The following is a 14,375-nucleotide window of genomic DNA, read 5'->3' as shown; positions in this document are numbered from 1 at the left end:
TACTGCGCTCCCCAGGGAAAATACCCGTTACGCCCGCTATATTGATCTGTTGCAAGCTCCCCCACTAAAGGCCCATGGATAATGGCCTGATAGTGGCGTTTAATGCAGAGACAATAATGACAAGCAGTGGGGTGACGAAGATGGCTGGAGACGGATCTCTGATGGGCGCAGCAGTGCCACCGCACGCGGTGGTGCGCGGGTTGCCCGGCTGGCTGACGCCGCTTTTGCAGAGCACCGCCGTGGTGCTGGTCCTGCTCGGCCTTGCGTTTGCCAGCCTGCCGATTTATCTCTGCCTGACACTGGCCTTGCTGGTGATCTGGCTGCCTCGCCTGAAAAAACGCACACCCAGCGCGGCGCCGTCCGAAGCGGTCGATGCGATTGGCGACCTGACCCGCGACCTGTCCTATACCACCAGTCATAACGCCTTGTCGGCGGCCGGCGTGGCCTATTCGGTCAAGCAACTGGCTGCGCGCCTGCAGTCGCAGTTGAGCGCTGCCCAGCAGATCGTCAACAGCGCCGAAGTGATGATCGGCACCGAACAAGTCACCTCCCAACTCAGTCACCAGGCGCTGGGCGCCGCCAGCCAGGCGCATCAGCGCAGCACCGAGGGCCGCGAAGTGCTGGCCCAGTCGATCACCCGCATGCACCAACTCAGCCAGCGCGCGAATGCCAGCCGCGAGATGATTGAAGCCCTGAGCCAGCGCAGCGAGGAAATCCAGCGGGTGACCCTGGTGATCCAGTCCATCGCCAGCCAGACCAACCTGCTGGCCTTGAACGCCGCCATCGAAGCCGCGCGTGCCGGCGAGCATGGGCGCGGGTTTGCCGTGGTGGCCGATGAAGTCCGCGGGCTGGCCGGCCGTACCGCCACCGCCACCGAGGAAGTCGGGGTGATGGTGGCCGATATCCAGCAACGCACCGGCCAGGTGGTGGAGCAGATTCGCCAACTGTCGGCGGACCTGCACACCGGCGTGGAGCAGGTGGAACACGCCGGTGAGCAGTTGCAGAACATCGCCAGCCTGGCCGCGGATGTCGAAGGGCAGGTCAACGAAATCGCCCAAGGCACCGAGACCAATCGGGCGCAACTCGACAGCCTGTTCCATGCCGTGGAGCAAATGCGCAGCGACCTGACGGTGAGCGACGAGCAAACCCGTCAACTGGCCGATGCCGCCGTGCAAATGGAAGGGCAGGCCGAAACCATCAGCGAACGCTTGGCCGCCGTCGGGCTAGATGACTATCACCAGCGCGTCTACGACCTCGCCCGCGAAGGCGCGAGCCGCATCGCCGAACAGTTCGAGGCCGATGTACTGCAAAACCGCGTCAGCCTGGAGGATCTGTTCGACCGCAACTACGCGGCGATCCCCAACACCCACCCCAGCAAGTACCACACGCGTTTTGATAGCTACACCGATCAGGTGTTGCCGGCGATTCAAGAGGCGCTGCTGCCGCGACACGAAGGTTTGGTATTTGCCATCGCCTGTACGCAACAGGGGTATGTGCCGACACACAACAAGGCGTTTTCCCAACCCTTGACTGGCGATGTACAGGTGGATGCGTTACAGAATCGCACCAAGCGCAAGTTCGACGACCGTACCGGGATTCGCTGTGGCAGCCATCAGCAAGCGGTACTGTTGCAGACTTACACCCGCGATACCGGTGAGTTGATGCACGACTTGTCGGTGCCGATCATGGTCAAGGGCCGGCATTGGGGCGGGTTGCGCCTGGGCTATAAACCCGAAGGCACGAACGCCAGGCACTAGAGATTGTTGCTGTTTGCGCAATAGAGCTATCCAGGGGATAGCTTTTTCTGACGGGAGGAAAAACGTAGCATGGCCGCCGTTGTTAGTTAGCTAACGATTGTTGCGGAGAAGCTCCATGCAAAACAAAGTCGATGTCGCTGTGATGATTGGCAGTGGCGTACCCAAAACCCTGCGTGCGTTGGGTCAGAAGGCTTGTTGGGTCGTGCTGCTCAACGGTGAGCAGCGTGGCACCGCCTTCGCCAGCCGTGATGAAGCCGAGGAGTGCAGGGCCGCCTGGCAAGCGCTGTTGCGCATGGAACAGTCAGACAGCCTGCATTGAGGGGCGTTATTGCGCTTGGTGCAGACGCTGGTTCAGTTCATCCACGGCCATCGCCCATTCAGCGTCTTCCCGAAGTTCTTCCTTGAGGAACCGAGCCTGCTGGGGCGTCCAGAAGGGCGCGTCGATCAGCTTGACGTCGTCGGCCAAAGGATGGGCAGCGATAAACGCGTCGATGTCCTTCGGGGTGGAGTTCAGGCCCAGTTGATCAAACAGGGTTTCAAGGGTTGGTACTGGCGCATCCATATCGTTCTCCATGCCGGTTTTGGGGGGTATGCATCGGAGGCTTGTCGCGCAGTAGAGTTCTATCGGATTCTCAGGAGGTCAACGCCCCTGAGTCCACCGCTGTCTTGAGGGCCCTGGCGGCTTCTTTTGCCGCGACGGCGGCGGCGTCCGCGGTCTTGAACCAACGATCTTTTTCCACTTGGTGCATTGTGATCGTGGTCAAGGGAGGCTTGGCACGCATTACGATAACTGCTTGGAATTCTCCGTCTACTTCCTTGGCTTCGCCATGGATAAAAAATTCGCCAATATCAAATTCCGTCACGTATAACCTTCCCTTCAAGGTAACTGCACTGATGAAACCTGACCCGCACGGGGCAAACTTCAATGGACGGGCCAGTATGGCAGTTGTTGAGGGGCGACGGCGCGGTAAAGTCATCCAGGTGACGAAACGATCCCGCCGTGCGGGGCGTGCAGGGCGGCCTCGAGGGTTTTTGCCAGTTCGCAGGCGCGGATATGGTTGCTGCGAAAGCCTTTGATCCTGCCGCTGGTGACTTCCATAATATGAAAGAAGTTGCGCCCGGCCGGTACAACTTGATAAAGCACGGAGTTTGAGTACCCATCATGGCTGTGCAAGCAGTAGTATTGGCGCTCGTCTTGATAGGATGAGTGAGTGCTGGAAGACGTAGCGTTGTGTTGACGTCGTTGCATGGTCAGCTCCTGTCGATCGATCTGGTTGGCCCGCCAGCAGCGGAACGGGTGGTTTTGACCCGTGTTGCTGTTTTAATATTGTCGTCGGCGATCGGTACTCGGTTCCATTCCAGGTGTTTTGTTTTGTGCAGGTTGTCGGAAACTGCGCTTTTTAATTGGGTTATTCTCTGAAGCTGGTCGACCCGTCTTCTCGGGCTGTTAAACCTGTGATTTGCTGTGAAGATCGATGGCCTGCATAAGGCTCGTCGTGTATGCCTGTATTAGTCTTACGGCACCGCAGGGGCGTTTTTTCAGGGTTTTTAATCAATGCGTTGTGTCAGCGTGCCGGTATGGCCGCTTTTTTGTGCTGCCCGTTCCGGCGGACAGTGCTTTTTTTGATCTGGGGGCGTTTCCTTGGCAGTCAGTAATCTGGATATGCACGCGTTATTCGTGCTGGGTGATTTGCGCGCAAAGTTGGTCAAGCAGTTTCAATCCCGTTTTGTTTACATCACTGAACAGACACCGGAAGGCATCTATATCGCCGAGATCGATACTGAATCGGCATTGGTCGTGGATGACAAACAACGCCTTGAACTCAAGGTCGGTGATCATTTTCGTGCCGCGGTATTGCCCAGTCGCGAAGGTGGCAAGTTTGAATTGAAGTTCCGCGATATCAAGTTGACGGTGTATGGCTTGGGCGACTATGCCTTTGTTTCCTCGGCCGAAGGCCAGGGCATTGTGTTCAAGGAAGGTCACAGCGTGATGCTGGTGTTTGCCGCCAACGAACAATTGCAGGAAGGCTTGACCAAAACCCTCAAGGCCGTGACCGGCAAGGCCGCCAAGTGGCGCAAGGGTGAACTGGTGACCTTCAAGGCCAGCGAATAACCCGCTCGTACAGCAAACAGCCTTTATCTCCCGGAACCTCTACTACAGTTGAGTTGACTTAACTATTCAGAGGCTTCGCGCAGTGGCGGCCAAGCCGTCCGTTATTGCAGCGAACACGTGAGGTGCAAAGGCATGAAAGGATTGAGATCCCTGTTGGCGGCGTCCCTGGCGAGCCTGAGTCTGTCGGTGACTTCGTTGCCGGTTTCGGCTGCACAGGCGCCTGTGCATTTCGCCGACCTGAACTGGGAAAGCGGCAGTCTGATCACCGAAGTGCTGCGCTATATCGTCGAGAAGGGCTATGACCTGCCCACCGACACCTTGCCCGGCACCACCATCACCCTGGAAACCGCCCTGGCGAAGAATGACATCCAGGTGATCGGCGAAGAATGGGCAGGCCGCAGTCCGGTGTGGATCAAGGCCGAGGCCGAAGGCAAGGTGGCCGGGGTGGGCGATACGGTCAAGGGCGCCACCGAAGGCTGGTGGGTGCCGGAGTACGTGGTTAAGGGCGACCCTGCCAAAGGCCTTAAGCCCCTGGCGCCAGACCTCAAAAGTGTCGCGGACCTGGCGCGTTACAAGGACGTGTTCAAGGACCCCGAATCCCCAGGCAAAGGGCGCTTTCTCAACAGCCCCATTGGCTGGACCTCGGAAGTGGTCAACAAGCAGAAACTCAAGGCCTACGGCCTGGACGACAGCTATGTGAACTTCCGCAGTGGCTCGGGGGCGGCGTTGGATGCCGAGATAACTTCCTCGATTCGTCGCGGTAAGCCAGTGCTGTTCTATTACTGGTCGCCGACGCCCTTGATGGGGCGCTACAAGTTGATCCAGCTGGAGGAGCCGGCGTTCGACGCCGAGGCGTGGAAGACGCTGACGGATGCGGACAATCCCGATCCGAAGCCGACACGGTCTTTGGCGTCCAAGTTGAGTATCGGCGTGTCCACGCCGTTCCAGAAAGAACATCCGCAGATTGTCGGGTTCTTCGAGAAAGTCGAGTTCCCGATCGAGCCGCTGAACAAAGCCTTGGCGACCATGAGCGAGAATCACACCGCGCCACGCGACGTCGCGCTGGCGTTTCTCAAGGCGCATCCTGATGTGTGGAAGGCCTGGTTGACGGAGGATGTGGCGCAGAAGGTTGAAGCCAGCCTGAAATAGCGTCCCATCCTGCGGCAGAACGCGGGGCAAGAATGTGGAAGCGGGCTTGTCAGCGTGTGCCCGCTTTCACATTGGCTAGCATTCCAGGCTCAGAAGCGGGTTTGCACCGCCACTTCAAACGTGCGCGGCGACCCCAGGTAATACGCCGGCGACACATGGGCAAACTCGGCATACACCTCGTTGGTCAGGTTGCGCACGCGGCCGGTCACCGAGGTGTGGGCGTCCACCTTGTAGCGCAGGAATGTGCCGAACAGGGTGTAGGCCGGCACTGTCTGGGTGTTGGCGTTATCCGCATACACCTGGGCCACATACCGCGCATCCACGCCGCCTTGCCAATCCTCGGAAAAATCATAGGTCAGCCACAGGTTGCCGACGCGCTTGGGCACATTGGTCGGCGTATTGCCCTTGCGTGAGACCACCGCGCCGCTGGCGATTTTTTCGTTGAACTCGTCGTACTCGGCGTCCACCCAGGCGAAGTTGCCTTCGGCGAGTAGTCGCGGCGTGATGCGCAACGAACTGGCCAACTCAATGCCCTTGGACGACTGTGCGCCTACCGGGATGCTGTTGGTGGGGTCCAGCGGGTCGGTGACGGCAAAGTCCTTGCGCTCGATTTTGTAAGCCGCGATGGTGGCCGAACCGCGACCGTCCAGGTAGTCGAATTTACTGCCCACCTCCCACTGTTTGCCGGTCGATACGTCGAATACCTGGGTGGTGGTACTCGGCTGTTCGGCGGCCGTGCTGTATTGCACGTACACATTGGCCGTCGGGATGAACTGGTAGGTCAGGGCCGCGCGCCCGGTCACCGGCTCCCAACTGCGCGTGAAGTGCCGTGGACTGCTGGCGGTTATCGCGCCATGGTTGGTGACATCCAGGTCGATGGCGTCGTAGCGCAGGCCCGTCAGCAATGTCAGTTTATCGGTCAGGCCCAGGCGATTTTCCACGAACAGTGCTTTGGTGGTGACCTCGTTGGTCTTGTCGCTGATAAAGCCCGGTCGGGTGCCTGGGATGTCGTAAAAGTACCCCGGGTCGTAATGGTCAGGATCGACCGTGCTGTTGCCTGCGGCTCTCAGCGGGCTATTGGTCGTGCTGTTGACCTTGTATTCGAAGCCGCCGGACCAGGTGGTGGCGAGGCCGACGACGCGGTCGTCGTGGCGCAGCTCGAACTGGTTGCCATTCTGCTCACCCTGATGACGCACCTGGTACGCGGTCGAGCGGTTCACCGCGCTGTTGTCGGCGTTGTATTGGTAGGTCTCCAGGTTGCGGTAATCGCGCTGGCTGTCCAGGTGATACAGGGTGTTTTTCAGTGTAGTGCTGTCGTTGATCCGGTAGTCGATGATCGAACGCGCCCAGAGCGTGCGCTGTTCGTAACGACCGTCGGCGACGTTGTAATTGTTGAAACGGTTGTGTTTATCGATCTTCAGCTCGCCGGCCTTGGGGTTCAGCACCGGCGTGCCCCAGTACGGGCTGTCTTCATGTTCGTCCTGGTATTCCAGGGCCAGGGTATGGGACAGGTTGGGGGTAAGGTCGCTGAGCAGGGAAAACGCTACGCTCCAGGCGTCGCGCTGGTCGCGGTCGATGTAGCTGTGGTTGGTGTTGCGGCTGACGTCCAGGCGTGCGTAATGCTGCACGTCGGCGCTGGGGTCGGTCAGCGCGTGGTTCAGGCCGAATGCCATGCCGGCGGTGTCGTAGCTGCCGTAGGTCAGTTGGCCTTCGGCGGCCTGTTCTTCGCGGGTGGCCAGCTTGGTCACGTAGTTCAGCGAACCGCCCACGGAGCCGGCGCCGTTGATCAAGGACGAGGGGCCGCCGACCAGTTCCACCCGATCATAGATCCACGCGTCCACCGGCCGGGCCAGGCCGGTGGCGACGTTGATGCCGTTGAACATCTGGGTGATCTGGCTGCTGGTAAACCCACGATACGAGACAAAACCCCCAAACCCCGGCGGTGCGCTGGCGTTGACACCGGGCAAGGTATTGGCTGCATCCCGGAACGTCTTGGCGCCATGGCGCTCGATGTCATTGCGGTTGGCGATTGCCACCGAGGCGGGCGTTTCGCGCACGCTCAACCCCAGCCGCGACGCCACGCCGCTGGACTGGTCCAGGGCCAGGCCGGGTTCGTGGGAGGGTTCGCCATCGATGGTGGTCGGGGCCAGTTCGAGCGCCCAGGCACAGACTGGCAGGCAACCGAACAGGCCTGCCAACAGAGGTAAATGTTTCATGCTTGAATCCTGAAAAACCTGCTTGAAAACAACGCACAGTCACCCGTACTTCCTTACGGAAACGGTGTCAGTGCAGATCAGAAAGCGCGAGGATCAGGCGAGGGCGGGCGGCGCCCGTGGGTGGGCCGTGGGCCAGGTGAAGCGGGCAGGAATGTCAGCCGCCAGTACGATAGCCGGCGGCGGTGCGTGGGGTTGCGGCAACACCGCGACGTTGAGGCTGGAGTTCAGCGCCGGGCCCATGCCGCCGGTCGAGCACAGCGGGCAACCAAACGCCTTGGACAGCGTCGGCAGGCTTTCCTCGGCGGGGGTGGACGGCTTGGGCGCCTGGGTGCGTGGGTCGACGGTACAGAACTGCCCGCCGAGTCCGTTGAGCTGCATGCCCGCCATCTGCCCATGCCCGATGCTGCACGCGAACACATTGAACAGGACGCTGCAGTAGAGCATCCAGGCAATGAGCGAGCGGTCGGCACGGGTGATTTTCATGGGGTGGCACTTTACCATCGGCCGCCGACGAAATGCCTGCAAAAAATCTCAGGGGGACTATCCTACTTCGCACAAATTCCGGGAGAGGCCGCCATGAGCTTTATCGTCGCACGATGGATCGTCGGTATTTTCACCTTTGTCAGCATGGTGCATTTGTACTGGGCCGCCGGTGGCAAGCTCGGCAGCCTCGCCGCCATCCCTCAACTTCCCGGCGAATTCGCCAGCGGCCCCCGCCTGGCGTTCAAGCCTTCGGCATTGGGCACCTTGCTGGTGGCGATGGGCCTGGTGGCAATCGCCTTGCTCGTTTGCCTGCGGGCCGGGCTGTATTTTTCGCCGGTGTCCCATGGCGCATTGCAATGGGGCATCAGCGCGATTGCCGTGATCATGTTTGCCAGGGCAATCGGCGATTCGGAGCTGGTGGGTTTTTTCAAAAAGGTCGGTGGTTCGCGGTTTGCACGGTGGGATACGTATTTTTATTCGCCGTTGTGCCTGTTGTTGGGCGCCGGGTTGTTGGTGGTGGCGTGGAGTTGATCGCCTGATCGCGCCGCGAGCGTTCACCCGCCTGCGGACCCGCCCCGTGGATTTGGGCGCTTACCGATAGGCGTTGATCCTGCCCACCCGTCAGGCAGCGCCCGTTATCCGGATCGTAGTAGCGGTGGCGATGGTAGTGCAGCCCGCTTTCCCGGTCGAAGTATTGACCTTGGGAGCGCAGCGGGTTTTCGACTTTTTCGACGTCCAATCGCGTGATCCGGCCGTCGGCGCGGTAGTGCGCGGACCACACGATTTCGCCGTCGGGCGTGGTGAGTTCCTGCGCGGTGCCAAGGTGATCCAGTTGGTAGTGGAAAGGCGTGGTGTGCTGTGGGCCGAAGCCTTCCAGCAGGGCCAGTGGGCGGACACTGTCGGGTTCGTAGACGTAGCTGCGATGCCGTTGCGCGCGGTGTTCGGCGATCAGTCTGTCGCCTTGCCAGAAAAACTCGGTGGTCGTGCCGGCGACGGTTTTGCTGATGCGGCGACCAAACGGGTCGTAGCGGTAGTGGACGGTTTGGCCGTTGGGGCGGGTGAGGCCGATCAGGCGGTGCTGGCAGTCGTAGCGGTATTCGGTAACGACAGAGTGGGCCTGGCCACGCCGTTCGCGGATGAGATTGCCAAAGGCGTCATAGTCGTATTGGCGGCCATCCTGGAGCGTCAGACGGTTACCCGCTGGCGTGTAGGTGAAACGTTCCTGTGCGGCCTGGGAATGATCAGCGCGGACCAGGCGGTTTAGCGTGTCGTAGTGGTAGCGGTGCTCGCCTTTGCGGGTGTCGAGCAAGTACCTGAGGTTGCCGGCTTTGTCGTAGCTGTACTGGCGGCGGTAGCGAGTGCCTTCGATATCGCAGATGCCATGGTTGAACAGGCGTGCATGCTCATCGTATTGGTAACTGCTGAGCAGTTTGCCTTGGGCGCGTTGGTGTTCTCGGCCGGCGTCGAACAGGTGAGACGTCAACAGCGCGCCATTGAGTTCAACGGTCGCAAGGTGGCCGCCCTTGTCATGGTTGAACCCTAGCTGGTTGTTGTCTGGCAGGCGCAGGTATTTGAGTCGGCCGCAGGCGTCGTAGCCATAACGGAGTGTGCCCCAGCCCTGGTGTTCGGCGATCAGGCGGTTTTGCGGGTCGTATTCGTAGGTAAGGGGGCGGTAGCCGTCGTCGACGCTGAGGAGGTTGCCCTGGCGGTCGTAGGTATATTCAACAATGCCGCCATCGGGCAGGGTTTTCCTGACCAACCGGCCGGCGTGGTCTCGCCGGTAGCGGGTGACGAGCTGACTGCCGTCGGTGCCGCGTGCGGTTTTTTCCAGCAGCTTGCCGTTGAGGTCGTAGGCATAGGCGGTGCGTCGGCCGTCGAAGTCGATTTCCTGCTGGAGCAGGCCGTTGGGGTGATAGTCGAAGCGGTAGATTTCGCCGATTTCGTTTTCGATTTCGGCGAGCAACAATCGCACGTGGTCGTAGCGGTAGTTGACCTGGCTACCGTCCGCATTGATGCGCCGGCTGATCAGGGGCAGACCGTCGGTGTATTCGTAGCGAGTGACGTGCCCCAGTTCATCGCGTTCGGCGGTGATTCTTCCGTAGGGGTTGTAGCTGTATTCCCGCGTGCCACCGCCGGGCATGACCACACGAACCAATCGTCCGACACCGTCCCACTGGTACTGGGTCGCCACCCCATGCTTGTCCTCTTGCGCCACCCTCCGACCGAGATCGTCATAGCGATAGCGCTTCACACTGCCGTTTGGCCAGTGTTCTTCAAGCAACTGCCCACGCTCATTCCACCACCGCCGCAGGCAGCTATGGTCGGGAAACCAAACCCCGATCAGTTGGCCATACTGGTTGTAGCTATAGTCGGTAACGTTGCCATCGGGGTCGGTCTGACGAATGACATTGCCTTGGTCGTTATGCGCGTAGTTCCAAACTGCCTGGCCACGACGTACAACTCTTAAGAATCCATTGTCATACTCGTAGGACGTTGGCTCATCTTCCCCCGGAAAAAACGCGACCAAGCATCCAGCGTCGTCGTACTGATACGCCGTTACCGCGCCGAGGGGGTCTTGCTCGACCGTGAGACGGCCCTTGTCGTCATAGGATCTGAAATGCTTGGCGCCATCCGGACCCACCCGCTGCACCCGCCGTGCCCGAACATAGGTTTCCTGGCTCCCATCGGCGTTGTGATGGGTCACGCTGCCGTCGTCCCCCCAGGCATACCGCGTGTCGATCTGCAAGAAACTCGCCCAATGCCGGACACATCGCGCCGCCTTGCCAGCCCGTTCCCAAGCCCAAAAGAAGCGCGCGCCGCCGGTTAACTGGCGTTCAAGGATCAAGTGTTGCTTGTCGTACCGATAGGTCTCGCTTTCCCCTACGGCATTGGTCGCCGAAACCAGTCTTCCAATGTCGTCATAGGTGTAGGAAACCACGGTCTGTTCGGTCATCCAATCCCCGGCCGCACGGCCCTCGGGCCGCTGAACCTGGTAATCGAGCGCCACCAAGTGGCCGCGCTCATAACGGAAAAACAGCGAGCGACCGACACCGTTATCCAGGCGTTCAATGTGCCCCAATACATCGCGGACAATTCGCAGCCGGTTGCCGTAGGCATCGCTGATCGCGGTCAGCACACCGTGGCAGAAGTGGTAGAAGCGTGATGCCTGGCACAGCACCAGCTCATCCGACCGCGCCCCCAGGTAGATCGCGGCGTCGGCCTGGCGATTGCCGGTTGTCGGTCGCGTCTCGGTCGGCAAGGGCAGGGCGGTCGATCGGTGCTCATGCTCGATCCACATCGTCGAGGCGTCCGTCAGCGTCAGCCGATGCGCCAGCGAGTGGCTCCAGCCAACCCCCAATCCGCAGTCCACATCCACCGCACGGGGGTGATAGCACCGCGTCCATTCGAACGGCAGGAGCCCGTCCAGTGCGGCATCGGTCAGCCTCAGCGAATCCAGTGCGCCATACCCGGCGTTGACCTGCTGGGGATACTCGGCCTGGCGTTGATGCACGCCATCCAGCTCCGGTGTGATAAAGGCAATGTGGGAAGCGTTAGTCATCCGTGACGTCTCGGCAAAGGGTAAGACGTCGGAGTCTGCCGCGGAAAAAAGACGCTGGACGAACGGCTGGAAAAATCAGAAGGGGCTGACACGCCCAGGGAAAATCCCGCGAAAAAGCAATTGAAAGGGCTACCCAAAAAGTCGATCCGACCGATTGCGAGACCGCCCGTCATTGTTCGCGCAAATAAAACCACTTGTCTTGCTGCCCGGTTTCCAGATATCGGCCGGCGAGTTGAGCCCGCGTTGTGGCGATCCTTCAATCCGTGCGATAAGGCAATTTAGTGGCCCCTTTGTAACAAAATTCTCGCCAGAATCGCTTTTATTTTCAGCTGGTTAGGTGAGGAAGCAAATGCGCAATGTAGGAATCATGCTGATCGCCTGTTCCCTGGCCGGCGGCGCGGCTGCCGTACAGGCACGGGAGTTGCGCGAGGGCGACAAGTACATGTGCAGTTGGGGCGCGGGCACGGCCGCCAGGGCACAGGAACTCAAGCTGTCGGGCGTTTCACTGTATGCCGCGCGGCAGAAGATCCAGACCATCAAGTTCAACAAGTCATGGATGCGGATGATGGCCATGGGCATCACCGAGCAGACTTATGACAGCCGTTCACGGCTCAAGCCCGAGGCGATTCGCCAGAGTTTCTATCAGGATTGCGTGCGCTACAAAGTGGCGCGCAAATAAGGCGCTTCTTGCTGGTCGAGCAGCGCGGTTTACAAATCCACGACAATCTCAGTGTTTCTATTTGCATACAATTGCCCCCGTCATTGAGGAGACTGGTATGCAAACGCTTTTTCCCGGGGCGACGTCGGATGATGTCGCCGCGCTGTTCCTGATCGCCGACGTTCGCTGCCAGAAGAGCAGGGCGCACTAAAATGATGACCCCTCCGGAGCCCCGGTCGCCCGACAGCTTGCGCTACTTCGCAGTCGCGGTGTTGTGCGTTGCGGTGTTGCTGGGGATCTATTTCGTACAACTCAATGCCAAAGTCGACCGCCAGCGTGAACAGACCGTCGAGTACCTGGCTCTCTGCAGGCAAGTGGAGCGCGTGGCCAGTGCCGCCTCGGCAAACAGGATTGAACTTAGCGATACGTGCAAACAGTTGAGCGGACAGTCATCGAAAAGTCTCACGCCGAAATCGATTGATAACCCTTCTTTATAAAGGGAAATAGTACTTAAAAGTCGCGATGGTATTTGCACCAAAAAGTGGCGCTTATATACCTCCCTACCTTGATAAATGTGTGGTTATTGAAGGACTTACGATTGTTTTATTCCGACGAAAGGATTAAAACCATCTTGTTACGGAATTAGGCAATCGGTACTATAGCCGGGCGTTCACCTCCCACGGTTTATGCATTTTTTAAATCCCAAGTTTCCATCAGCTACTTGGGATTTTTTTTGCCTGGGATTTGTTGTCGGCATCAACAAGCTCCGCGCGCATCCGACCATTGTGCTTGGCTTGGTACAGCAACATCGTCGATGTTCTCGACAAACTCGAGCATCACACTGTTCCATCCAACTCGTTGGACGAGATTACCGATTTCGGTGGCGAGCAAGTCGATAACCGGCCTGAGCACATTCGAGTGAAGCGCCCCGACGCAGAATCTGCACAGGTCGCCGGACAGAGCGCGGAACTACAGGCGTCGCAGAAAGGATTTGACGATGTGCCGGGTGGTATCGGTAGTGTCCAGCTCGTCCATCGCACCGTAGGCGTGCCAGCGGCAATCGATGATTTCGTTGCACGGCCGTGCTTGCGCGATGTTCACCACCGACGCCTCGAACACATGGTGCAGCGTGTCGCGCGCCTTCAATTCCTGCAGGTACAGCAGTCCGTCGACGTTCAACCCGGTTTCTTCTTCCAGCTCCCGTTCGGCGGCGCCGACCGGGCGCTCATCGCGTTCGACCTTGCCGCCCGGCAACGCCCATTTCGATCTGGCTTTGCGCACGAAGAGGATATGCCCCTCGTGTTCGCAAATCACCGTTGCGCGTATTTTCATCGTCTGTGCCCCGCAGCGAGATGTCTGTCATAAAAGTGTAATGCAAATGTCATGCTGGATGGTGGTGGCGTATCTGCGTGAGGATATAGATACTGGTCGATTGACGACAACGCACGAGGGGAGCAGATGAAGACGGTACGTTGGGGCATGATCGGCTGTGGCAGCGTCACTGAGTTAAAGAGTGGACCTGCTTTCTACAAAGCGCCAGGTTCGGCCCTGGTGGCCGTGATGGGGCGCCGCGAAGAGGCTGTGCGCGATTATGCGGCACGCCACGGCATTGGCCGTTTCTATACCGACGCCCAGGCACTGATCAACGACCCTGAGGTGGACGCGGTGTACATCGCTACACCGCCCGACAGCCACCTCGAATACAGCCTGATGGTCGCGGCCGCCGGCAAGCACTGTTGTGTCGAAAAACCCATGGCGCTGAATGCCGAGCAGGGCGCATTGATGCAGCGCACCTTCGAACGTGCCGGGCTGCATTTGTTTGTGTCCTACTATCGCCGCTCGCTGCCGCGCTTCCAGCAAGTGCGCGACTGGTTGCGCGATGGGCGCATCGGCCAACTGCGTCACCTGACCTGGTCCCTGTGCAAGCCGCCAGCCATCGAAGACACCAGTGCCGCCAATTGGCGCACCGACCCGGCCATTGCCGGCGGCGGCTACTTTGCCGACCTGGCCAGCCACGGCTTTGATCTGTTCCAGTACCTGGCCGGCGACATTGTCGAGGTTGCCGGGTTTAGCGCGCGACAGGCCGGACAGTATGCGGCGGAAGACGCGGTGACTGCCTGCTGGACTTTCAGCTCCGGCGCGCTGGGCATGGGCTGCTGGAACTTTGTCGCGGACCGCCATGAAGATCGCGTCGAGCTGATCGGCACCCTGGGGCGGATCACGTTTGCGGTGTTCGACGACCAGCCGTTGCGGCTTGAAGGGGCGGTCGCCGAAGTGCTGGAGGTGCCTTGCCACACGCATATCCAGTGGCACCATGTGCTGGGCATGAACGCCCATATTCGCGGCGAAGCCGAGCACCCCTCACTGGCGATCGAGGCATTGAAGACCGACCGGATTCTGGACAAGGTGCTGCAACGCAATCCCTATCATCCTGAGTAGT

General features: G+C 59.7%; 14 protein-coding genes and 1 pseudogene. 8 read left to right on the top strand and 7 right to left on the bottom strand.

Annotated features, from left to right (window positions below):
- Nucleotides 1–74 precede the first annotated feature (74 nt).
- On the top strand, nucleotides 75–1,757 hold the full coding sequence (locus C5F70_RS11500) for a methyl-accepting chemotaxis protein (protein WP_370737522.1): 1,683 nt from the start codon (nucleotides 75–77) through the stop codon (nucleotides 1,755–1,757).
- 115 nt (nucleotides 1,758–1,872) lie between these two features.
- On the top strand, nucleotides 1,873–2,076 hold the full coding sequence (locus C5F70_RS11495; RefSeq protein WP_104903346.1) for a hypothetical protein: 204 nt from the start codon (nucleotides 1,873–1,875) through the stop codon (nucleotides 2,074–2,076).
- A 6-nt stretch (nucleotides 2,077–2,082) separates the two neighbouring features.
- Here the strand turns inward: C5F70_RS11495 and C5F70_RS11490 are convergent, their stop codons facing one another.
- From C5F70_RS11490 to C5F70_RS11480, 3 genes are all read right to left on the bottom strand, one after another.
- A complete protein-coding gene (locus C5F70_RS11490) occupies nucleotides 2,083–2,319 on the bottom strand; it encodes a DUF2789 domain-containing protein (RefSeq protein WP_104903345.1) in 237 nt (78 codons plus the stop codon).
- A gap of 70 nt (nucleotides 2,320–2,389) precedes the next feature.
- Nucleotides 2,390–2,620, bottom strand: coding sequence for a hypothetical protein (locus C5F70_RS11485; protein WP_017846549.1), 231 nt, complete (start codon nucleotides 2,618–2,620; stop codon nucleotides 2,390–2,392).
- Between the two features lie 110 nt (nucleotides 2,621–2,730).
- Nucleotides 2,731–3,006 (bottom strand): hypothetical protein, encoded by a 276-nt coding sequence (locus tag C5F70_RS11480; protein WP_082118780.1) that lies wholly within the window; start codon nucleotides 3,004–3,006, stop codon nucleotides 2,731–2,733.
- Nucleotides 3,007–3,420: 414 nt separating this feature from the next.
- Here C5F70_RS11480 and C5F70_RS11475 point away from each other — a divergent pair, with 414 nt between their 5' ends.
- Both C5F70_RS11475 and C5F70_RS11470 read left to right on the top strand, forming a co-directional pair.
- Nucleotides 3,421–3,870 carry a hypothetical protein gene (locus tag C5F70_RS11475; protein WP_017846547.1) on the top strand — a complete coding sequence of 150 codons (450 nt, stop codon included), beginning with the start codon at nucleotides 3,421–3,423 and terminating at the stop codon, nucleotides 3,868–3,870.
- A gap of 132 nt (nucleotides 3,871–4,002) precedes the next feature.
- Nucleotides 4,003–5,019 (top strand): ABC transporter substrate-binding protein, encoded by a 1,017-nt coding sequence (locus C5F70_RS11470; protein WP_104903344.1) that lies wholly within the window; start codon nucleotides 4,003–4,005, stop codon nucleotides 5,017–5,019.
- 89 nt (nucleotides 5,020–5,108) lie between these two features.
- Here the strand turns inward: C5F70_RS11470 and C5F70_RS11465 are convergent, their stop codons facing one another.
- A complete protein-coding gene (locus tag C5F70_RS11465) occupies nucleotides 5,109–7,235 on the bottom strand; it encodes a TonB-dependent siderophore receptor (protein WP_104903343.1) in 2,127 nt (708 codons plus the stop codon).
- Nucleotides 7,236–7,328: 93 nt separating this feature from the next.
- Complete coding sequence (locus tag C5F70_RS11460; RefSeq protein ID WP_104903342.1) at nucleotides 7,329–7,718, bottom strand: DUF2946 domain-containing protein; 390 nt, start codon at nucleotides 7,716–7,718, stop codon at nucleotides 7,329–7,331.
- A 93-nt stretch (nucleotides 7,719–7,811) separates the two neighbouring features.
- On the opposite strand from C5F70_RS11460, the gene C5F70_RS11455 reads away from it, so the two are divergent.
- Nucleotides 7,812–8,249: a DUF3995 domain-containing protein gene (locus tag C5F70_RS11455; RefSeq protein WP_046383694.1), complete on the top strand. Its 438-nt coding sequence runs from the start codon at nucleotides 7,812–7,814 to the stop codon at nucleotides 8,247–8,249.
- A gap of 88 nt (nucleotides 8,250–8,337) precedes the next feature.
- Here the strand turns inward: C5F70_RS11455 and C5F70_RS11450 are convergent.
- Nucleotides 8,338–11,166, bottom strand: a pseudogene (locus C5F70_RS11450) (DUF6531 domain-containing protein); the annotation flags it as partial.
- Nucleotides 11,167–11,626: 460 nt separating this feature from the next.
- Here C5F70_RS11450 and C5F70_RS11445 point away from each other — a divergent pair.
- A complete protein-coding gene (locus C5F70_RS11445; protein WP_026139966.1) occupies nucleotides 11,627–11,956 on the top strand; it encodes a hypothetical protein in 330 nt (109 codons plus the stop codon).
- A 191-nt stretch (nucleotides 11,957–12,147) separates the two neighbouring features.
- On the top strand, nucleotides 12,148–12,432 hold the full coding sequence (locus C5F70_RS11440) for a hypothetical protein (RefSeq protein ID WP_102617591.1): 285 nt from the start codon (nucleotides 12,148–12,150) through the stop codon (nucleotides 12,430–12,432).
- A gap of 472 nt (nucleotides 12,433–12,904) precedes the next feature.
- Here C5F70_RS11440 and C5F70_RS11435 read toward each other — a convergent pair whose 3' ends face one another.
- Nucleotides 12,905–13,267 (bottom strand): NUDIX hydrolase, encoded by a 363-nt coding sequence (locus C5F70_RS11435; protein ID WP_017846540.1) that lies wholly within the window; start codon nucleotides 13,265–13,267, stop codon nucleotides 12,905–12,907.
- 126 nt (nucleotides 13,268–13,393) lie between these two features.
- On the opposite strand from C5F70_RS11435, the gene C5F70_RS11430 reads away from it, so the two are divergent.
- Nucleotides 13,394–14,374 carry a Gfo/Idh/MocA family protein gene (locus C5F70_RS11430; protein ID WP_046484474.1) on the top strand — a complete coding sequence of 327 codons (981 nt, stop codon included), beginning with the start codon at nucleotides 13,394–13,396 and terminating at the stop codon, nucleotides 14,372–14,374.
- The last annotated feature ends 1 nt before the right edge of the window (nucleotide 14,375 follow it).

Origin of the sequence: Pseudomonas sp. LH1G9 (assembly GCF_002949975.1) — a bacterium.
GTDB classification, from domain to species: Bacteria; Pseudomonadota; Gammaproteobacteria; order Pseudomonadales; family Pseudomonadaceae; genus Aquipseudomonas; species Aquipseudomonas veronii.
The sequence above is the reverse complement of the archived record's forward strand: the minus strand, read 5'-3'. Positions and strand labels throughout refer to the sequence as shown.